The organism is Streptomyces rishiriensis (assembly GCF_003112535.1).
GTDB lineage: Bacteria > Actinomycetota > Actinomycetes > Streptomycetales > Streptomycetaceae > Streptomyces > Streptomyces rishiriensis.
The window spans coordinates 31,124-51,810 of record NZ_BEWA01000004.1 but is presented as its reverse complement, the minus strand read 5'-3'; the positions used below and the strand labels follow the sequence as shown (position 1 = coordinate 51,810).

Below are 20,687 nucleotides of genomic sequence, written 5' to 3'. Positions count from 1 at the left end.
CATGGGCAAGCTCGACGGACGCGTCGTCCTCGTGACCGGCGCCGCGCGCGGCCAGGGGGAGCAGGAGGCCCGGCTGTTCCGGGCGGAGGGCGCGGAGGTGGTGATCGCCGACGTCCTGGACGAACAGGGCGTGGCCCTCGCCGAGGAGATCGGTGCGCTGTACGTCCACCTCGACGTGGGGCGTGAGGACGCCTGGCAGTCGGCCGTGCGTGCCGCGCAGAAGGCCCACGGCCGGATCGACGGCCTCGTCAACAACGCCGGCATCCTGCGCTTCAACGCCCTCACCGACACGCCCCTCGACGAGTTCATGCAGGTCGTGCAGGTCAACCAGGTCGGCTGCTTCCTCGGCGTCAAGACGGTCGCGCCGGTGATGGCCGACGGCGGCACGATCGTCAACACGGCGTCGTACACCGCGGTGACCGGGATGGCGGCCGTCGGCTCGTACGCGGCGACCAAGCACGCGGTCCTCGGTCTCACCCGGGTCGCGGCCCTGGAGCTCGCCCCGCGCGGCATCCGGGTCAACGCCGTGTGTCCCGGCGCGATCGACACCGCCATGTCCAACCCCTCCCTGCTGGACCCGGAGGCGGACCGGGAGGAGAGCGCGAAGGCCATCGACGGGCTGTACCGCAAGCTCGTGCCGTTGGGCCGCATCGGCCGCCCCGAGGAAGTGGCCCGGCTCGCGCTGTTCCTCACCTGCGACGACTCCTCCTACATCACCGGCCAGCCGTTCGTGATCGACGGAGGGTGGCTGGCGGGGGTCAGCGTCATCTGAGAGGCCGTCAGGTATTGACCCTCCATGCGGCGGGTGCGACAGTCGGGCCAGCCGATCTGACGAACCGTCAGGAATCGTGGACTTTCAGAACCGGGGACGGTGAACCTCCTTGGAATTCGGGCTCTTTGTACAGGGATACGTGGGCAAGCGCGGCGATACCGACCCGCTCGCCGAGCACAAGGCGCTGATGGAGGAGACCGAGTACGTCATCCAGGCGGACAGGTCCGGCTTCAAGTACGCCTGGGCCTCCGAGCACCACTTCCTGGAGGAGTACTCGCACCTCTCCGCCAACGACGTCTACCTCGGCTACCTCGCCCACGCCACCGAGCGCATCCACCTCGGCTCGGGCATCTTCAACCCGCTCGCGCCGGTCAACCACCCGGTCAAGGTGGCCGAGAAGGTCGCCATGCTCGACCACCTCACCGGCAACCGCTTCGAGTTCGGCTCCGGCCGAGGGGCCGGCTCCCACGAGATCCTCGGCTTTCTCCCCGGCATCACCGACATGAACCACACGAAGGAGATCTGGGAGGAGACCATCGCCGAGTTCCCCAAGATGTGGCTCCAGGACGAGTACGCCGGCTTCCAGGGCAAGCACTGGCAGCTGCCGCCGCGCAAGATCCTGCCGAAGCCGTACGGGAAGTCGCACCCGGCGATGTGGTACGCCGCCGGATCGCCGCCGTCGTACGCGATGGCCGCGAAGAAGGGCCTCGGGGTGCTGGGCTTCAGCATCCAGAAGGTGTCCGACATGGAGTGGGTGCTGGACCAGTACAAGACGGCCGTCGTGAACGCCGAGCCGATCGGCGACTTCGTCAACGACAACGTGATGGTGACGACGACGGCGATCTGCGCGCCCACCCACGACGAGGCGATCCGGATCGCCGTCGAGGGCGAACTGCACTACCTGCCGTCCCTGGTGTTCCGCTACCACGACACCTTCCCGCGCCCCGAGGGCTTCCCCGTCTGGCCGGAGACGCTGCCCGAGTACAACGCCGAGTTCGTCGAACTCCTCATCGAGGAGGAGCTGCTGATCTGCGGCGACCCGGACGAGGTGACCCGCCAGTGCAAGCGGTGGGAACAGGCCGGGGCCGACCAGCTGTCCTTCGGGCTTCCGGTGGGCGTGCCGAAGGAGGAGACGCTCCAGACGATCCGGCTGATCGGGGAGCACGTGATCCCGAAGATCGACACGGATCCCGTCCACCGGACGTCGCGGTTCCGGGGGACTGTCTGAGGTCGTACGCCGGCTGCGGGTGTGTGCGGGCCGGTCGCGCCCACGCGGCGGAGCCGTCCGTCGACAACGCCCCGCGCCCCTTCGGGCCGGACAGGTCCCCGCAGGTGAAAAGGGAGCCCCATGCTTGATCACGTCATCAAGGGCGCGACCGTCGTGGACGGGACGGGTGCGCCCGCGTTCCGCGCCGACGTCGGTGTACGGGACGGGCGGATCGCCGTCGTCGGCACGGTCGCCGAGGAGTCCCGTACCGCCGAGGACGCCGCCGGGCTCGTCCTCGCGCCCGGGTTCGTCGACCCGCACACGCACTACGACGCCCAGCTCTTCTGGGACCCGTACGCCACCCCCTCGCTCAACCACGGCGTGACCACCGTCGCGGCCGGGAACTGCGGCTTCACGCTCGCGCCGCTGAACCCCGACCGGCCCGGGGACGCCGACTACACCCGCCGCATGATGTCCAAGGTGGAGGGCATGTCCCTGGTCGCGCTGGAAGAGGGCGCGCCCTGGAACTGGCACGGCTTCGGGGAGTACCTCGACGCCCTCGAAGGGCGCATCGCCGTCAACGCGGGGTTCATGGTGGGGCACTGCGCCCTGCGCCGGTACGTGATGGGGCCGGACGCGGTGGGCGGACAGCCCAGCCGGGAGCAACTGGCGCAGATCGTCCGGCTGTCGCACGAGGCGATGGAGGCGGGGGCATGGGGCCTCTCCACCACCCAGTCGTCCACCCACTCCGACGGCGACGGCCGGCCGGTCGCCTCCCGGCACGCCCTTCCCGCCGAGCTGCTGGCGTTGTCACGGGCCGTCGGCGAGCACGAGGGCACCCAGATCGAGGCCATCGTCGCCGGCTGTCTGGACCAGTTCAGCGACACCGAGATCGACCTGTTCGTCGAGATGAGCGCGGCGGCCGGACGTCCCCTGAACTGGAACGTCCTCACCGTGGACGCGTCCGTCCCGGAGCGGGTGCCCCGGCAGCTCACGGCGAGCGAGCGGGCCCGCAAAGCGGGCGGCAGGGTCGTGGCGCTCACCATGCCGATCCTCACGCCGATGAACATGTCCCTGGGCACGTTCTGCGCCCTGAACCTGATTCCCGGCTGGGGGCCGGTCCTGAGCCTGCCCGTCCCGGAACGCATCGTGAGGCTGCGCGACCCGGCGGTGCGGGCCGAGATGCTGCGGCGGGCCGACTCCAGGGAGGCGGGCGTCTTCCGGCGGCTGGCCGACTTCGGGCGGTACGTCATCGGCGACACCTACAGCGCGGCGAACGAGGGCCTCACCGGCCGGGTCGTCCGCGACATCGCCGCCGAACGCGGCCTCGACCCGTTCGCCTGCCTGGTCGAGATCTGCGCGGCCGACGAGCTGCGCACGGTCCTGTGGCCGATGCCCACGGACAACGACCCCGACTCGTGGGCGCTGCGCGCGCAGACCTGGAGCCACGAGGACGTCCTGCTCGGCGGCTCCGACGCCGGCGCGCACCTGGACCGCATGTGCGGCGCGCCGTACACCACCCGCTTCCTGGGCGACTGTCTGCGCGGACGGAAGCTGGCCGGTCTGGAGCAGGCGGTGAAGATGCTCACCGACGACCCGGCGCAGCTGTTCGGCCTGCGGGAACGGGGCCGGATCCAGGAGGGCTTCCATGCGGACCTGGTTCTGTTCGACCCGGAGCGGATCGACGCGGGCAAGGCCACCCTGGTGCACGACCTGCCGGGTGACAGCCCGCGGCTGGACTCCCGGGCGATCGGCGTGCGGGCCGTCTGGGTCAACGGTGTGGCGGTCATCCGGGACGACGTGGTGACGGGCGCCGTGCCGGGGCGGGTGCTGCGCTCGGGCCGGGACACCAGGACGGTGAGCACCGGATGAGCGGGGCGCCGGCCGACGGGCAGCGGCTGTTCGTCGGCGGGGCCTGGGTGGAGCCCGGCGCCGGGCACTACGAGGTCGTCGACCCGGCGACCGAGGGGACCGTCGGCTGGGCGCCGGAGGCCTCGCAGGACCAGGTGCGGGCGGCCTGCGCGGCGGCTCGCGAGGCGTTCGGCCCGTGGTCGCGCACCCCGCCGGAGGAACGTGCGGCGATCCTCGGCCGGGCGGCCGACATCGTCCGGGCCCGGCTGCTGCCGTACGCCGAGCTCGCCCGGGCGGAGACGGGCGCGACGACCGGGACGGCGCGCGCCATGCAGGTGGGGGTGGGCGCGGCCCGCTTCCGCCGGTACGCGCGCGTGGAGCCCGCCGAGTGGCCCATCCCGCCGCAGATCAACGAGGCGGGCCCGATGGGGAGGGCCGGGGTGATGGGCGCGCTGGCCGTCCGCCAGCCCGTCGGCGTCGTCACCTGCGTCACCTCCTACAACAACCCGTGGGCGAACCCGGCCGGGAAGATCGCCCCCGCCCTGGCGATGGGCAACACGGTCGTGGTCAAACCGGCCCCGCAGGACCCCCTGTCCGTCTACCGGATGGCGGAGGCGCTGGAGGCGGCGGGCGTGCCGCGCGGGGTGGTGAACGTCGTCTCGGGACGCGCCGTCGGGATCGGCGAGACGGCCGTGTCGTCGCCGGACGTCGACATGGTGAGCTTCACCGGCTCGACGGCCGTCGGGCAGCGCATCGCCGAGGTGTGCGGGCGGCAGATGAAACGCCAGCTGATGGAGCTGGGCGGCAAGGGCGCGGCGGTCGTCCTCGACGACGCGGACGTCGCCTCGGCGGTGGCCGGCATCGGCACCACGTTCTCCTTCTACAGCGGCCAGATCTGCACGGCGCCGACGCGGGTGTTGGCGCAGCGGGCGGTGTACGACCGGCTGGTCGAGCAACTCGCCGCGTATGCACGCCGGTTGAAGGTGGGCGATCCGGGGGAGGCGGACACGGTGGTCGGCCCGGTGATCTCGGCCGCGCACCGGGACCGGGTGGAGTCGTACGTCGAACTGGGCCGCAAAGAGGGCGCGGTGGTGGTGGCCGGCGGCGAACGCCCCTCACTGGAGCGGGGCTTCTACGTCGCCCCGACCCTGCTCGCGGACTGCACCAACGACATGCGGGTGGCCCGGGAGGAGATCTTCGGCCCGGTGGTCGTCGTCGTCCCCTTCGACGAGGAGGAGGAGGGCGTCGCCCTCGCCAACGACAGCGACTACGGCCTCATCGACTACGTCTGGTCGGGCGACGTCGCCCGCGCCTTCCGCGTGGCCCGGCGGCTGCGGGCGGGCGGCGTCGGCGTCAACACCGTCGGCCGCAACATGGAGGCGCCGTTCGGGGGCTTCAAGCGGAGCGGGGTCGGCCGGGACGTCGGCTCGTACGCGCTCCACGCCTACAGCGAGGTGCAGGCGATCGTCTGGCCGGGGTGAGCCGCGCACGGCCGGACGGCGGGTCCTCGGTAGCCTGCCCGCCTGTGCTCACAGATCGAGCACGGCACGCAGTCCGATCTCGACGGCTTCCATGACCCGCTCGCCCACCGGGCCCAGATCGTCGGTGAACCGAACGGCGGACAGGGTCCGGAACTCGCCCAGCACGATCGTGCCGACCGAGGGCGAATCCACAGGGATGTCCACGAGTGTCGGCTCCCGTACCTGCTGGGGGTAGACCAGCACGCACGTCGCCGACTTGTGCTGGGTGTTGAGTGCGTCGGACGAGATCACCAGAACGTGTGCAGGCCCTCCGGAAAAGGACAACGCGTAGACATGGCCACGTTTCACCGGCCCGCCACCCGGCCCCAACGCTCCAAGGTCGCCTCTTCGCTTTCGGCGGGCTCAGCGGCCGTCGTCACTATTCCGGCCTCCGCGCGCACACGCTCGGACCTTCCCAGCTCCTCGGAGAGCATCTGCCGACGCAGTACGCGGGCCGTGTAGGCAGAGGCGTTGCCCTTGGCCTTCACGAAGGCCGCCACGTCGTCGGGCAGGCTCATCGTCATGTTCACCGTCATGCCATCATCATACGGCGTTCACGACGACCGTCACTTCTCCAGGTCCACCCGTACCGTGAGCAGGCCCGTGCCCAGGGCGCGTACCGCCGTGCTGTTGGCGCGGGGCAGGGTGCGCAGACGGGCCACCGGGTCGTCCTCGGGCATCAGGTGGGCCGTCCCCGCGTGCCACCGGCCGCCGATCCGCACCCGCACCCGTGGGTCGGCCTGGATGTTGCGGACGTACTGCGACCGCTCCCCGAACTCCGAGACCAGCCAGAACGTGTCGCCGACCCGGCGGCCGCCCAGCGGGGTGCGCCGGGGCCGGCCGGAGACGCGGCCGGTGGTCTCCAGGAGCGTGTGGAACGGCAGCCGCCGCGTCAGAGGATTGGCGAGGTACCGCTGGAGGGCGGTCGTCGCACGGAAACGGAGGTCGTGGGAACGGGCCATGATCCGTGGGGCTCCTTCGCGGACAGGGTTGTTGCGTCCATGCTCCCCGACGCCACCGCCCCGAACCGGAGCGGGTCGCCTGCCGGGCCGGCGGGGGCGTCGTCGACGCGTGGGCGTGGGCGCGGACCGCCGCGCGGTCACTGCCGAGCGGTACTCGTGGTCACGATCTCGATGGCGAGGGCCGAGCCCCGGAGGAAGGAGTTCGGCGATCCGGCGGAGGGGGGAGAGGAAAGCGGAGAGGGGAGAGGGGAGGGGGCGTCGTCCGCCGGTGGTCTCGCCTCGGGTGCGCTCCGGCGACAGTGCCGACCAGTCGGTATGGACACGTGTCCTGTCTGCCGGTACAGATGAGGGCGTCGTCCGCGACGACGCCGTCGACCGAGCCGTACGCAGTGAAAGGGCCGCCCATGCGCATCGCCGTCACGATCTTCCTCACCGACGAGACGATCACCCCCACCCGCCTCGCCCGTGAGCTGGAGGAACGCGGGTTCGCCGGGCTCTATCTGCCCGAGCACACGCACATCCCGGTCGAGCGGACCACCCCCTACCCCGCCGGCGGCGACCTGCCCCGCGAGTACGGCCGCACCCTCGACCCCTTCGTCGCCCTCGGCCAGGCGGCGGCCGTGACGGAGTCGCTCGGCCTGGGCACCGGCATCACGCTCGTCGCCCAGCACGACCCGATCGACCTGGCCAAGCAGATCGCGACCGTCGACCACCTCTCCGGCGGACGGCTCACCCTCGGCCTCGGCTACGGATGGAACGTCGAGGAGGCCGCCGACCACGGCGTGCACTGGCGGACCCGGCGCGAGCTGGTCCGCGACCGGATGCGGCTGATGCAGGCGCTGTGGGCGGACGAACCGACCGCGTACGAGGGCGAGTTCGGAAGCGTGCGCGCCAGCACGGCGTACCCCAAGCCCGTGCAGAAGCCGCGCGGCCCGGTCACCGGCCCCCGCACCCTGATCGGCGGGGCCGCCGGGCCCAAGCTGTTCGCGCACATCTGCGAGTACGCCGACGGGTGGCTCCCGATCGGCGGCCGCGGCCTCTCCGAGTCGCTGCCCGTGCTGCGCTCCGCCTGGGCCGACGCGGGCCGCGATCCGTCCGCCCTGCAGATCGTGCCGTACGCCGTCCACCCCTCCCCCGGCAAGCTCGCGCACTACGCGGAGCTCGGCATCGAGGAGGTCGTGGTGCAGCTGCCGCCGGCGGGCGAGGCGGAGGTGCTGGGGCTGCTCGACGGGTTCGCACCCTTCCTGTAGACCGCCCTTCCCGTAGGCCGCCCGCCGCAGGGCGCGCCCCGAGCCCGGAAAACGTGATCGTATGCTCGAAGGATGACGACTCCCGCGAGCTCCGGTACCGGCCCCGGCCCGACCCCCGGCCCGTCCGGCGGCCCCACCGAGAACTCCATGCGGCGCGCTCTCAAACGGGCCCGGGACGGCGTCGCGCTCGACGTCGGCGAGGCGGCCGTGCTGCTCCAGGCGCGCGGCGAGGCACTGCGGGACCTCACCGCCTCCGCCGCCCGGGTGCGGGACGCCGGCCTGGAGGCGGCCGGCCGGCCCGGCGTCATCACCTACTCGAAGAGCGTCTTCATCCCCCTCACCCGGCTGTGCCGGGACAAGTGCCACTACTGCACCTTCGTCACCGTCCCCGGCAAGCTCCGCCGCGCCGGGCACGGGATGTTCATGTCGCCCGACGAGGTGCTCGACATCGCCCGCAAGGGCGCGGCCCTCGGCTGCAAGGAAGCCCTCATCACCCTCGGCGACAAGCCGGAGGAGCGGTGGCCCGAGGCCCGGGAATGGCTCGACGCGCACGGCTACGACGACACCATCGCCTACGTCCGCGCCGTCTCCATCCGCATCCTGGAGGAGACGGGGCTGCTCCCGCACCTCAACCCGGGCGTGATGTCCTGGACCGACTTCCAGCGGCTGAAGCCCGTCGCGCCCTCCATGGGCATGATGCTGGAGACCACCGCGACCCGGCTGTGGTCCGAGCCCGGCGGTCCGCACCACGGCTCCCCGGACAAGGAGCCCGCCGTCCGGCTGCGCGTCCTGGAGGACGCCGGCCGCTCCTCCGTCCCCTTCACCTCCGGGATCCTGATCGGCATCGGCGAGACCTACGAGGAGCGGGCCGAGTCGCTGTTCGCGCTGCGCAAGGTCTCCCGCGCCTACCACGGCGTCCAGGAGCTGATCATCCAGAACTTCCGCGCCAAGCCCGACACCGCGATGCGCGGGATGCCGGACGCGGAACTCGACGAGCTCGTCGCCACCGTCGCCGTCGCCCGCCACATCATGGGCCCCTCCGCCTGCCTCCAGGCCCCGCCCAACCTCGTCGACAGCGAGTACGGCCGGCTCATCGGGGCCGGAGTCGACGACTGGGGCGGGGTGTCCCCGCTCACCATCGACCACGTCAACCCCGAGCGCCCCTGGCCGCAGATCGAGGAGCTCGCCGAGCAGTCCGCGGCGGCCGGCTTCGACTTGCGCGAACGGCTCTGCGTGTACCCGGAGTTCGTGGGGCGCGGCGAGCCCTGGCTTGACCCGCGGCTGCTCCCGCACGTGCGCGCGCTGGCCGACCCGGAGACGGGACTCGCCCTGCCGGACGCCGTCGTCGAGGGCCGCCCCTGGCAGGAGCCGGAGGAGGTGTTCGTGCCGTCCGGCCGCACCGACCTGCACCGCACCATCGACACCGAGGGCCGCACCTCCGACCGGCGCGACGACTTCGACGAGGTGTACGGCGACTGGGCCGCCCTGCGCGAGGCCGCCGCCCCCGGCATGGCGCCCGAGCGCATCGACACCGACGTGCGCCAGGCCCTGGCGACGGCCGCCGACGACCCGACGAGGCTCACCGACGACGAGGCCCTCGCCCTGCTCCACGCGGACGGCCCGGCCCTGGACGCCCTGACCCGCATCGCGGACGACGTCCGCCGCGCGGCCGTCGGCGACGACGTCACGTACATCGTCACCAGGAACATCAACTTCACCAACGTCTGCTACACCGGCTGCCGTTTCTGCGCCTTCGCGCAGCGCCGCACCGACGCCGACGCCTACACGCTCTCCCTCGACCAGGTCGCCGACCGCGCCCAGCAGGCCTGGGAACTGGGCGCGGTGGAGGTCTGCATGCAGGGCGGCATCCACCCCGACCTGCCCGGCACGGCCTACTTCGACATCGCCAAGGCGGTGAAGGAGCGCGTCCCCGGCATGCATGTCCACGCCTTCTCGCCGATGGAGGTGGTCAACGGGGCGACCCGCACCGGCCTGTCGATCCGCGAGTGGCTGATCGCCGCGAAGGAGGCGGGGCTCGACTCCATCCCCGGCACGGCGGCGGAGATCCTGGACGACGAGGTCCGCTGGGTGCTGACCAAGGGCAAGCTGCCGACGGCGACCTGGATCGAGGTCGTCACGACGGCGCACGAGGTCGGGATCCGGTCGTCCTCGACGATGATGTACGGCCATGTCGACCAGCCCCGCCACTGGCTGGGCCATCTGCGGACCCTCGCCGGCATCCAGCAACGCACAAGCGGCTTCACGGAGTTCGTGACCCTGCCCTTCATCCACACGAACGCGCCGGTGTACCTGGCGGGGATCTCCCGTCCCGGCCCCACCATGCGGGACAACAGGGCGGTGACGGCCATGGCCCGGCTCCTGCTGCACCCGCACATCCCCAACATCCAGACCAGCTGGGTCAAGCTCGGAGCCGAGGGCGCCGCGGAGATGCTCCGCTCGGGGGCCAACGACCTGGGCGGCACGCTGATGGAGGAGACGATCTCGCGGATGGCGGGCTCGTCGTACGGCTCCTACAAGTCGGTGAAGGACCTGATCGCGGTCGCGGACGCGGCGGGCCGCCCGGCGAGGCCGCGCACCACGCTGTACGGGGAGGTGCCCGAGGAGCGGCAGCGGGCCGCGTCGGCGTCGGACGGGCATCTGCCGGAACTGCTGCCGGTGCTGGACTGAGGGACAGCCCTACAGGATCCCCACAGTACGATGATCGGACCCCTCGTGGTCGGGGGGCCCCGTAGCTGAGGAGATGCGTGCCCGTGCCTGCCCGACGGCTTCCCTCCTGGGCCTGGGTCACCGGCCTGACCGCCGGTGCGATCGCCGGCGTCGTCGTGCTGACGGCGCAGGCCGAGAGCGGTCCGCACCCGACGGCGTCGGCGGTGAAGAGCCCCCGCGCGTCGGCGTCCGCGGGCGCGAAGCCGTCGTCCGCGCCGAAGCCGTCGGCTCCCTCGCAGGCCCTCCGGGTCCCCGAGAAGTCGGGCACGGGCCGCCGGGTCGTCTACTCGCTGGGGCAGCACCGCGTCTGGCTGGTCGACGCGGACGACACGGCCCGCCGCACCTTCACGGTCTGGCCGGGCACGGTGAACCCGGCCGTCGGCAGCTACACGGTGTCGGTGCGCAAGGCGGCCGTCACCGGCTCCGACGGTGTGGCCATCGAGCACGTCGTCTACTTCTCCGCCGCGTCGGGCGTGAACATCGCCTTCTCCAACGCCGTCGACGGCTCCTCCCCGCCCCCGGCCGCCGCCGGCGCGCAGACCGGCGGCATCCGGATGCCCAAGGCCGACGGCACGGCGCTGTGGGCCTTCGGCGAGACGGGGACGAAGGTCAGGGTCGTCGACTAGGACCTGTCGGCCAGGACCTGTCGGCGCCGGCTTCCGCGATCACCGGGGGAGTCGTCCTGCCGTGAGCAGGGCGGCGGTGAGGGAAAGCACACGTGAGGCGTGTGCGCGAGGCGTGGCGGGCGTGGCCGCGCGGGTGTCCCTGCCCCACCAGGTCTCCATGACCCCTCCACCCGACAGTCCGCACCCGGGGCGGGAACCCGCAGGTGTTCGATTACAGTGACGGACGTCGTACGTACGGACGGTGCCCGGGAGGACTTGGTGGGTGCGACTGCCGGGCCCGTCTGGGGCCGCGCCGAACAACAGGACTTCCGCAGCCGGGTGCGCGGCACGCTGCTCGGCGCGGCCGTCGGGGACGCGCTCGGCGCCCCCGTCGACGGGCTGGACATCGAGGAGATCCTGCAAGGGCACGGGCCCGAGGGCGTCGTGGACCTGGCCCCCGCCTACGGGCGGCGCGGCGCGGTCAGCCACCTCACCCAGCTCACCCTCTTCACGATGGACGGCCTGATCCGCGCCCAGGTGCGCCGGGACACCGGCGCCTGGCACCCGCCGACCGATCTGCACCGCGCGTATCTGCGCTGGGCCGCCACCCAGCGCGACTGGGGCCCCGACCTGCGCCGCAAGGACAACGGCTGGCTGGCCCGGGAGGAGTGGCTCTACGTCCGCCGCGATCCGACCCGGACGCTGCTGCTGGGGCTGGGCGACGAGGTGATGGGCACGCTCGACTCGCCCAAGAGCCCGGACGCGGCCGGTCCCGAAGTCGTGCCGCGTTCGGTGCCGTTCGGGCTGCTCGTCGGCTGGGAGCCGCAGCTGGTTGCGCAACTGGCCGTCGAGTGCGCGGCCCAGACCCACGGTCATCCCACGGCGTGTCTGTCGGCGGGCGCGTACGCGGTCACCGTGCATGCGCTGGCCCGCGGCGAGAGCCTGGACGACGCGGTGCAGCGGGCGCTGGCCCTGCTGTCCGCCCGGCCGGGGCACGAGCCGGTGTCGCAGGCGCTGCGGCACGCGCTGGGCGCGGTGCGGCAGGGGGTGCCCGGCCCGGCGAGGGTGGAGGAGCTGGCGGCGGCGGGAACCGCGGAGGCGGTGCTGTCCGGCGCCGTCTACTGCGCGCTCGTCGCGCAGGACGTCCGGCACGGACTGCGGCTCGCGGTGAACCACGGCGCGCCCTCGGCGCCGACCGCGGCCGTGGCGGGCGGGCTCCTGGGGGCGCTGCACGGCGAGACGGCCCTCCCGCCGGCCTGGCTGGCCGAACTGGAGGGCCGTCCCACGATGCTGGAGCTGGCCGACGACTTCGCCATGGAGATGACCCAGGGACCGGCCCTGCACAACCCCGCCGGGGCGTCACCCGGCTGGCTGACCCGCTACCCCCCCGAAACCTGACGACGGGCGACGAGCGACGGGCCACGGGCGCGGGGCGACGAGCGCGCGGTCGGCGGCGGTCAGTCCTTGGCCGCCGTGGAGACCTCGTCGCGGGGGCCGGGGACGGGCGCCGTGGCCGAAGCGCTGCCGTCCCCGTCCGTGTTGATGGTCTCGATGACCGCGAGCCGCTCCGGGGTGTCCTCGGGCTTCAGGAAGCCGATGAGGATGTAGAGGACCAGCGACACGGCGAGCGGGATCGACACCTGGTACTGCAGCGGCACTCCGCCGTCGACGCTCCAGTTGATCGGATAGTTGACCAGCCAGAAGGCCAGCAGGCCCATCGCCCAGCTGGTGAGCGCCGCCGTCGGGCCGGAGCGGCGGAACGGGCGCAGCAGGCCCAGCATCATCGGGATCGCCATCGGGCCCATGAGGCCGGCCACCCACTTGATGACGACGGTGATGATGTCCTTGAAGGCGGGGGAGTTGACCTGGGTGGCCGCCGCCATCGACAGCCCGAGGAAGACGACGGTCGTCACGCGCGCCGCGATCAGCCCCGAGCGCTGGTTCCACTCGCGCGCCCTGGCCCAGATGACCGGCGCGCAGTCCCGGGTGAAGACGGCGGCGATGGCGTTGGCGTCGGACGAGCACATGGCCATCGTGTGGGAGAAGAAGCCGACGATGACGAGCCCCAACAGGCCGTGCGGCAGCAGCTGTTCGGTCATCAGGGCGTAGGAGTCGGAGCCGTCGGGCTTGTTGGACGTCACGAGCAGCGGTGACATCCACATCGGGTAGAACAGCACCAGCGGCCAGACCAGCCACAGCACCGCCGACAGCCGCGCCGACCTCTCGGCCTCCTTGGGACCGGCCGTGGCCATGTACCGCTGGGCCTGGTTGAGCATGCCGCCGTTGTACTCGAAGAGCTTGATGAAGAGGAACGCGAGCAGGAACACCGTGCCGTACTGGGCGACCAGCGGCTTGTCGTGTCCCTGGAGCGCGGGCTCGTCCCAGGCCCCGGTCACTCCGATGCCCTTGTCGTGGAGCTTCAGCACGACGGCGATCAGCATGGCGACGCCGGCGAGCAACTGGATGACGAACTGGCCGAGTTCGGTCAGCGCGTCCGCCCACAGGCCGCCGATCGTGCAGTAGACCGCGGTGATCGCGCCGGTGATGAGGATGCCCTGGTTGAGGGAGAGCCCGGTGAACACGGACAACAGGGTCGCGATGGCGGCCCACTTGGCCCCCACGTCGACGATCTTCAGCAGCATCCCGGACCAGGCGAGGGCCTGCTGGGTCTTGAGGTCGTAGCGGTTCTTGAGGTACTCCAGCGGGGAGGCCACCCGGAGCCGGGACCGCAGCCGGTTGACGCGCGGCGCGAACAGCTTCGAGCCGATCCCGATGCCGAGGGCGATCGGGAAGGACCAGGTGACGAACGAGGTGACGCCGTAGGTGTAGGCGATGCCCGCGTAGCCCGTGAACATCACCGCGCTGTAGCCCGACATGTGGTGCGAGATGCCGGACAGCCACCAGGGCATCTTGCCGCCGGCGGTGAAGAAGTCGCTCACGTTGTCGACGCGCTTGTGCGACCAGGCGCCGATGGCGACCATCACGCCGAAATAGCCGATGAGCACGGCCCAGTCGAGACCGTTCATGTGCGCCCTCCCGTGGTTCAGCCCGGCGTTCAGCTCGGCGCTCATCGTGGGCGCTGTCGCGTGAACACGACAAGTAACCGACGGGTCAAAGGGAGGTAAAAGAATTCTGTATGGTGTCCTGCATTCACCTATGTGAACTCAACGCATCAGCTCCCCGGCGTTGACCAGCAACGATTGCCCGGTGATCGCCCGCGCCCGGTCCGAGGCCAGGAACACCGCGGCGTCCGCCACGTCCCCGTCCGTGGCCAGCTCGGGCAGTGCCATCCGCTCGGCGAGCCGCCCGAGCACCTCCTCCTCCGGCACCCCCTCGGTGTGCGCGGTGAACTGCACGTACGCCTGCACCGGCGGCCCCCACATCCACCCCGGCAGCACGGTGTTGACCCGGATCCGGTGCGGACCGAGCTCGCGCGCGAGGGAGTACATGGCACTGGTCAGCGCCCCCTTGGAAGCCGCGTACGCCGCCTGCCGCACCTGCGAGGGGGCCGCCACCGCGGACTGCGTCCCGATGAACACGACCGACCCGCCGCCCGCCTTCAGCGCCGGCAGGCACGCCCGGGTCATACGCAGGCTGCCCAGCAGGTTCACGTCGATCACCGACTGCCAGGTGGCGAAGTCGGCGTCCTCGATCCCGCCGAAGTAGGAGTCCCAGGCCGCCACGTGCACCACCGCGTCGATCCCCCCGAACCGCTCCCGCGCCAGCCCCGCCAGCGCCTCGCACTGGGCCTCGTCGGTGACGTCCGTCGCCCGGTACGCCGTGCGCGCCCCCGCGGGATCGATCTCGGCCGCGCTCTTCGCGAGGTTCGCCTCGGTCCGCGCCCCGAGCACGGCGTTCCCGCCGTCCCGCACGACCGCGGCGGCGACCCGGTGGCCGAGCCCGGCGCCCACCCCCGAGACGACGACGGTCCTGCCGTTGAGCAGTGACATCGGGACCTCCCTGACCCTGGCGCATTGTCTGACGGAGCGTCAGAGTATGGGCCAGCCGCCGAGGAAGGGGAAGACGCGTGAGCGACGAGACCCGCAGCGAGACGTACGCCGAACTGGCCTCCGTGGGCCCCTACGGGGTCCGTCCCGGCCACGCCCTGATCACGATGGTCGAGCCGCACCCGGGCCACGAGTACGCCTACAACCGCTGGTACGAGGACGACCACTACTACGCCGGCGCGATGGCCATGCCCTGGATGTACTCGGGCCGCAGATGGGTGGCCACCCGCGACCTGCAACTCCTGCGGTACCCGGAGAAGTCGGCCGTCGCCCAGCCCGTCACCGCCGGCTGCTACCTCTCCACCTACTGGATCACCGACGGCCGCTACGACGACCATATGAGGTGGACGGTCGCCATCAACAAGCGCCTCAACCGCGACGCCCGCGTCTACCAGGACCGCACCCACGTCTTCACGGCGTTCCAGGACCATGAGACGACGGTCTACCGCGACGGCGCGGCGGGCCCGCGCGACTTCCACGCCCTGGACCACCCGTACGCCGGTCTCGTGGTCGAGGTGATCGACGCCGACTCGCCCGCGCAGCGCGCCGAACTCCTGGAGTGGCTGCGGGCCCGCCATCTCCCCCGGCAGGCGGCCGGCTCCCCGACGGCCATGGTCACCGTCTTCCGCCCCACCCCCCTGCCCGGCGACCGCATGACCTACGTCAGGCAGGTCGAGGGCGTCGACACCCGGCTGACCCTGCTGTGGTTCCTGGAGAGCGACCCCAGGCAATGCTGGGACCCGCACTTCACCGGCCTGGAGGAGACGGTGGCCGAATCGGGCCTGGGGCGGGTGGAGCTGGTCGCCCCGTTCATCCCGACGGTGCCGGGCACCGACCGGTACGTGGACCGGCTCCGCTGATCAGGGCCGGTCCTTCAGCTCGTCGGGGCACGGCGTGCCCCGCGGCAGCTGGTAGGGGGCGGCCAGCCGGTAGGTCCCCGCCCTCGGCGCGAGCAGCACCGTCCACTTGTCGCCCTCGCTGTCCTCCCGCGTCTCGAACAGGCATCCGTTGACGTTGTCGTACGTCTTCGGCTCCCCGTCCGAGCGGTCCTTGGACTCCGGCGTCTCCTGCGGCGGCTTCAGGCTCTTGCCCTGCGCGTCGACCACGCTCAGCCACGGCGAGTACGGGATCCGGATCAGGATCCGCCCCGCCTTCTTCACGTCGATCGTCATCTCGCCCTGCTCGGCGCGCTGCACGACCGCGTTCGGCTCGGCCAGCGGGGCGGGGTCCACGACCCGGAACAGCTGCCAGTTGGCGTCGCCCCAGATCTGCTCCAGATACGGCAGCCCCCGCTGCACCAGCTCCCGCTCCCGTTCGCCCCCGTCCCCGTCCAGCGCCTCCTTGGGGACGACGACGAAGTGCACCGCCCACCGCTGGAGCCAGTCGTGGTAGTTCGCGGAGTTGAGGGTGTCGTCGTAGAAGAGCGGGTTGCGCTCCATGTCGGCCTGGCGGTTCCAGCCGCGGGCGAGGTTGACGTACGGCGCGAGCGCGGACGCCTCGCGGTGCGAACGGGCCGGGACCACCTCCACCCGTCCCTTCTCCGCACCGACCCCCTGCAGCTCGTTGACGAGCGGGGCCAGCTCGCGCGCCCAGGAGGCCGCCGGGGTCGTCCGGACGACGTCGTCGACCGACTTGAAGCCGATCCAGCCCGCGAACCCCAGGGACGACAGGACGATCACGTACCACTTGCGGCTGCGCGGCACGGCGAACGGCAGCGCGGCCATCAGCACCACACCGGTGAACATCATCGCGAGCCGCGTGATGTTGGACCCGATCTGCGAGCTGATCAGCCACACCATCAGCACCCCGAGCCCGTACACCGCCGCCGTGATCCGCACGGTCTTCCAGTCGCGCGGGACGACCGCGAAGACCGCCACCGCGGACAGCAGCGGCAGACAGGCCGAGCCGAAGGACATCGGCTGGGTTCCCGAGAACGGGAACAGCCAGGCGGACAGGGCGACGACCACCGTGGGCGCGAGACCCAACGCCCACGCGCCCGGCCGCCGCTTCTGCAGGAACAGCGCGACGGCGACGATGCCCACGAAGAGCCCGGCCACCGGCGAGCCCATGGTGGCCAGCGCGGCGAGCGGCGCCGCGCACAGCGCCTTCGCCCACCGTTTGTAGCGCCAGCGGTGCGGCCAGCAGAACACGACGGCGACCGCGGCCAGCGCGAACATGTTGCCGAGCCCGAACGTCACCCGCCCCGAGGCGGCGTTGCACAGCAGGGCGAAGATCCCCGCCAGCGCCGGCCACACCGGGTTCCGCACCGGCCGGCAGCGCAGCAGGATGAGGGTGAGCAGGCCCGCCGAGAGCGTTCCGGCGATCATCATCGTCGTCCGGACGCCCAGCACGGACATCAGGTACGGCGACACCATGCTGTACGACACCGGGTGCATGCCGCCGTACCAGGCGAGGTTGTACGCGGAGTCGGGATGCCGGCCCACGAACTCGGCCCACGCGTCCTGCGCGGCGAGGTCTCCGCCACTGTTCGCGAACGTGAAGAACCAGACGAGGTGCAGGACGGCGGACAGCGCCGTCATCGACAGCACCAGATGCCGGTTCAGCCGGCCGCGCAGCCGGTCGAGGGCGGATCTCGCGCGGGACGCCTCGCGCGCCGGCTCCGTCGGGGCGGCGGTCGCACGATCGCCGTCGCGGGCGTCGCGGGCGTCGCGGTCGCCGTCGCCGTTCTCGCGGTCCCGGGCGGGGCCCTGCTCGACGTCTACCACGGGGTCCGCCGCGGGGCCGTCGGCCGTCGGGTCCGCCGCCGGGGCTGCCGCGGCGGCTGTCGCCGGATCACGGTCGTGCTCGCACGACCGGCGGGGTGCGGGCAGCCTCGTGCGCGGGCCGACGTCCGGTCCCGGACCTGTGTCGTCGGCGCGTGTCGGCTCCGCAGTGGCCACCTGAAGGCACTCCCCGTGTCCCGTCTTCTGTTCTCGGTCGCGTCCCGTTCGCGTCCGCTTCACGGCTGCGCCCTTGCGACCGGCGACCTGTCCCGTTTCGCGACGCTAGCACGCACCCCGCCGGGCGGCTGCCCGACGGGGTGCGCAGAGGTGCGGACGCGTGGCAGGCGTCAGCCGAGACGTGTCAGCTTGTCCGAGAAGCCCGGCTCGCTCAGGTCGGACCGCAGGGCGACCGGCACCTTCACGGCGCTGCTGGTGCCGTCCCCGACGGTGAGCGTGCCCACCTGGGCGCCGGCCTTCGCGGTGTGCGGCACCCCGGCGGCGGCGAACGACAGCTTCACCGTCATGCCCGCCCAGCCGACCGCCGAGACGTCCTGGGTGATGACGACGGGCGTGTGGCCGCCCAGCTTGTCGTCCACGTACCCGACGACGTCGCCCTTCTTCAGGATCTTCGCCGAGGTGAGCGCGTCCTCGGCGGCCACCAGCGCCGCCTGGCTGACCACGTTGGCCGTCTTGAGGATCTCGCGCTTGTGCTGACCGAGGACCGCCCCGACGAGGGTCACCGACTTCCCGTCGACCTTCTTGCGGGAGGCGAACAGCAGGTTGCCCCCGGCCGCGCTCGTGCTGCCCGTCTTGATGCCGATCGCGCCGATCCTGAGCGGCAGCTCGTTGTAGTTGTTCCAGTACTTGCCGGACGGGTCGGTCCAGCTGGCCGCGCTGGAGATGGCGACCAGGGCCGGCATCTTCACGAACGCCCGGCCGAGCTTGACCTGGTCCTCGGCCGTGGAGACGGTGGTCTCCTTCAGACCCGAGGGGTCGGTGTACGTGGTGTTCGTCATCCCCAGCTGCTTCGCGGTGGCGTTCATCTTCTTCACGAACGCCGCCTCGGAGCCCGCGTCCCAGCGCGCGAGCAGCCGCGCGATGTTGTTGGCGGAGGGGATGATGACGGCCGACAGGGCCTGCTTCTCGGTGAGCTTGTCGCCGGCCTTGACGGTGTTCAGCGTCGACTCGTCGAGCGTGACGTCGTAGCCGCCCTCCTTCTCGGCCGTCGCGTCGACCGCGATCTGCGGACCTTCCTCCCCGGCCTTCATCGGGTGGTCCCTGAGGACGATGTACGCCGTCATCGTCTTGGCGACCGAGCCGATGGCCACCGGCGCCTGCTTGCCGAAGCTGCCCATCGTGCCGACGCCGTCGGCGTCCATCCAGCCCTGTCCCTCGTTCGGCCAGGGCAGCTGCGTCTTGCCCCCCTCGAAGGTGTAGGAGTCCTTCGCGGTGAGCGTGAGACCGGGTGCGGGCAGCGGTCGCACGGCCTGCACGATCGCAAAGACGACGACCAGAAGCAGGACCAGCGGCGTCCAGATCTTGAGCCGCCGTCCGAGCTGGCGCAGGGGCGTCGGCGGGGGCGGCGGGGTGTTCGTCAGCTCGGCCAGCAGGTCCAGCGGCGGCTTCGGCGGCAGCGGCTGCTGGGTGGTCCGCTCGGGCCCGACCTGCGGCACGAGCGCGGTGACGTCGGCCTGCGCGGGCGCGGACGGCTTGACCGCGGGCTTGGGCGCCCGGGGCTCGTCGAGCGGCTTGAGCGCGACGAACTTGCTCGTCCGTTCGGCGGGGGCCTCGTCGGTCTTCCCGTCGCCCTTGTCGCCCGCGTCGCCCTTGTCGGTCGAGGCGCCCTTGTCGCCCTCGGCGGCCTTGTCGCTCTTGTCGTCCTCGACCTCGTCGGAGGCGGGCCGGGCTGCTCCGCCCAGCTTCAGCATGGTGGTCGGCTGGTCGACGGCGGGCTTGGGCCGGGGGGTCTTGAAGACGGCGGTCGGCTGGTCGACGGGCTTCTGGTCGGCCTTGCCGCCCGGCTCGGCGTCGGCCTTGTCGCCGGCTTCGCCGCTCGCTTCATCGTCGGCGAGCGCTGCCGCTTCGCCGGGCTCGTCCGACTCGTCCGACTCCTCCGGCTCCTCCGACTCGTCCGCACTGTCGGCCGTGTCGGTCTTGCCGGTCCCGGGGGACTTGTCCGCCTCGTCGGCCTTCTCGTCCGTGGCCCACTTCGGCGCGGGCTTGGAGGCGGACCGGGCCTCTGCCTTCGGCTCCTCGGGCGCCGGCCGGTCGTCCGCCCCGGCGACGCTCGCGGAACGTTCCTCCGCGTCCGTGACGGTGTCCGCCTCCGTGACGGTCTTCTTGTCCGCGTCGGCGGAGCTCTTCTCGTCGGTCTTGTCGTCCGCCGAGGACACCCACTGGGCCACGGCCGCCCGCAGGCGCTCGTCACCGCCCTCGGGGGCGGCGTCGGAGATCTCCGGGGCGCTCTCGGCGTCCTCGGCCCTCTCGGCGTCCGCGGAGGCGTCCTGGGCGGCCTCGCGGGCCCGCGGTTGCTCCGGAGAGCTCTCGGCGTCCTCCGGATCCTCCGCGTCCTCGTCCGCGGCTTCGGCGTCCGCGGGCTTCCCGGTCGCTCCGCCGCCGTCCGCCCGGGCAGCCGGAGACTCCTCCTCGGCGGCCTCGGCGGGCTTGGCTTCCTCGGAGGGCTTGGCGTCCTCGGATTCGTCCGCCGCCTCGGGCTCGTCGGGCTTGCCGGTCTCGTCGGTCTCGCCGGTCTTCAGGTCCCGTACCGAGAAGACCCGGGTCGCCGTGTCGACGCCGCCGCGCGCTGCCGACGAACCACCGTCCCGTGCCACCGCGACCCGCGGATCGCGGGCCTCCCGGGGGTCACGGGCCTCCCGGGGGTCACGGGACTCGCGTGCTTCGGGAACCGTGCCCGCGCTCCCCGACGTCGGTTCTGCCGACGACTCGCGCTGCTTCGACCTGTCGGGGGACTCGCCCGCCACCGATGCCTCCTCCTGTGCCGCACGCCGTCCGCGCGCCTGCCGAACCGTGAACGCCCGCCCCGGACCCGCCTCGCGGCGCTGT

16 protein-coding genes are annotated in these 20,687 nt (G+C 72.1%); 9 read left to right on the top strand and 7 right to left on the bottom strand.

Annotated elements, in window-relative coordinates:
• The first annotated feature begins 1 nt into the window (after nt 1).
• The 4 genes from Sri02f_RS07195 (at nt 2) to Sri02f_RS07180 (ending at nt 5,311) form a co-directional block, all read left to right on the top strand.
• The gene (locus tag Sri02f_RS07195) at nt 2-772 is read left to right on the top strand and encodes an SDR family NAD(P)-dependent oxidoreductase (RefSeq protein WP_109000252.1); all 771 of its coding nucleotides are present in this window, start codon (nt 2-4) and stop codon (nt 770-772) included.
• Between the two features lie 109 nt (nt 773-881).
• A complete protein-coding gene (locus tag Sri02f_RS07190; protein ID WP_109000251.1) occupies nt 882-2,000 on the top strand; it encodes an LLM class flavin-dependent oxidoreductase in 1,119 nt (372 codons plus the stop codon).
• 120 nt (nt 2,001-2,120) lie between these two features.
• Nucleotides 2,121-3,851, top strand: coding sequence for an N-acyl-D-amino-acid deacylase family protein (locus Sri02f_RS07185; protein WP_109000250.1), 1,731 nt, complete (start codon nt 2,121-2,123; stop codon nt 3,849-3,851).
• Nucleotides 3,848-5,311, top strand: coding sequence for an aldehyde dehydrogenase family protein (locus tag Sri02f_RS07180; RefSeq protein WP_109000249.1), 1,464 nt, complete (start codon nt 3,848-3,850; stop codon nt 5,309-5,311). The genes Sri02f_RS07185 and Sri02f_RS07180 overlap by 4 nt, the downstream gene beginning before the upstream one ends.
• Nucleotides 5,312-5,359: 48 nt before the next feature.
• On the opposite strand, the gene Sri02f_RS07175 is transcribed toward Sri02f_RS07180, so the two are convergent.
• Genes Sri02f_RS07175 through Sri02f_RS07165 form a run of 3 tightly spaced genes read right to left on the bottom strand, consistent with a single transcriptional unit; the run spans nt 5,360 to nt 6,312 of the window.
• The gene (locus Sri02f_RS07175; RefSeq protein WP_281261884.1) at nt 5,360-5,659 is read right to left on the bottom strand and encodes a type II toxin-antitoxin system PemK/MazF family toxin; all 300 of its coding nucleotides are present in this window, start codon (nt 5,657-5,659) and stop codon (nt 5,360-5,362) included.
• Nucleotides 5,656-5,886 carry a hypothetical protein gene (locus tag Sri02f_RS07170; RefSeq protein ID WP_109000247.1) on the bottom strand — a complete coding sequence of 77 codons (231 nt, stop codon included), beginning with the start codon at nt 5,884-5,886 and terminating at the stop codon, nt 5,656-5,658. The genes Sri02f_RS07175 and Sri02f_RS07170 overlap by 4 nt, the downstream gene beginning before the upstream one ends.
• Before the next feature lie 30 nt (nt 5,887-5,916).
• Nucleotides 5,917-6,312 (bottom strand): nitroreductase/quinone reductase family protein, encoded by a 396-nt coding sequence (locus Sri02f_RS07165; RefSeq protein WP_109000246.1) that lies wholly within the window; start codon nt 6,310-6,312, stop codon nt 5,917-5,919.
• Between the two features lie 404 nt (nt 6,313-6,716).
• On the opposite strand from Sri02f_RS07165, the gene Sri02f_RS07160 reads away from it, so the two are divergent.
• The 4 genes from Sri02f_RS07160 (at nt 6,717) to Sri02f_RS07145 (ending at nt 12,292) form a co-directional block, all read left to right on the top strand.
• Nucleotides 6,717-7,562, top strand: coding sequence for an LLM class F420-dependent oxidoreductase (locus Sri02f_RS07160; protein WP_109000245.1), 846 nt, complete (start codon nt 6,717-6,719; stop codon nt 7,560-7,562).
• Nucleotides 7,563-7,634: 72 nt separating this feature from the next.
• Complete coding sequence (locus tag Sri02f_RS07155; RefSeq protein WP_109000244.1) at nt 7,635-10,250, top strand: bifunctional FO biosynthesis protein CofGH; 2,616 nt, start codon at nt 7,635-7,637, stop codon at nt 10,248-10,250.
• 77 nt (nt 10,251-10,327) lie between these two features.
• On the top strand, nt 10,328-10,915 hold the full coding sequence (locus Sri02f_RS07150) for a hypothetical protein (RefSeq protein WP_109000243.1): 588 nt from the start codon (nt 10,328-10,330) through the stop codon (nt 10,913-10,915).
• Nucleotides 10,916-11,173: 258 nt separating this feature from the next.
• Nucleotides 11,174-12,292 carry an ADP-ribosylglycohydrolase family protein gene (locus Sri02f_RS07145; RefSeq protein ID WP_109000465.1) on the top strand — a complete coding sequence of 373 codons (1,119 nt, stop codon included), beginning with the start codon at nt 11,174-11,176 and terminating at the stop codon, nt 12,290-12,292.
• A 59-nt stretch (nt 12,293-12,351) separates the two neighbouring features.
• Here Sri02f_RS07145 and Sri02f_RS07140 read toward each other — a convergent pair whose 3' ends face one another.
• Complete coding sequence (locus tag Sri02f_RS07140) at nt 12,352-13,920, bottom strand: sodium:solute symporter family protein (RefSeq protein ID WP_109000466.1); 1,569 nt, start codon at nt 13,918-13,920, stop codon at nt 12,352-12,354.
• Between the two features lie 138 nt (nt 13,921-14,058).
• Complete coding sequence (locus Sri02f_RS07135) at nt 14,059-14,844, bottom strand: SDR family oxidoreductase (RefSeq protein ID WP_109000242.1); 786 nt, start codon at nt 14,842-14,844, stop codon at nt 14,059-14,061.
• A gap of 77 nt (nt 14,845-14,921) precedes the next feature.
• Between Sri02f_RS07135 and Sri02f_RS07130 the strand changes: the two genes are divergently transcribed.
• Nucleotides 14,922-15,761 (top strand): hypothetical protein, encoded by an 840-nt coding sequence (locus Sri02f_RS07130; RefSeq protein ID WP_109000241.1) that lies wholly within the window; start codon nt 14,922-14,924, stop codon nt 15,759-15,761.
• On the opposite strand, the gene Sri02f_RS07125 is transcribed toward Sri02f_RS07130, so the two are convergent.
• Together Sri02f_RS07125 and Sri02f_RS07120 are read right to left on the bottom strand one after the other, a co-directional pair.
• On the bottom strand, nt 15,762-17,801 hold the full coding sequence (locus Sri02f_RS07125; RefSeq protein ID WP_109000240.1) for a DUF8823 domain-containing protein: 2,040 nt from the start codon (nt 17,799-17,801) through the stop codon (nt 15,762-15,764).
• Between the two features lie 170 nt (nt 17,802-17,971).
• The gene (locus Sri02f_RS07120) at nt 17,972-20,605 is read right to left on the bottom strand and encodes a D-alanyl-D-alanine carboxypeptidase (RefSeq protein WP_245970500.1); all 2,634 of its coding nucleotides are present in this window, start codon (nt 20,603-20,605) and stop codon (nt 17,972-17,974) included.
• Nucleotides 20,606-20,687: the final 82 nt, after the last annotated feature.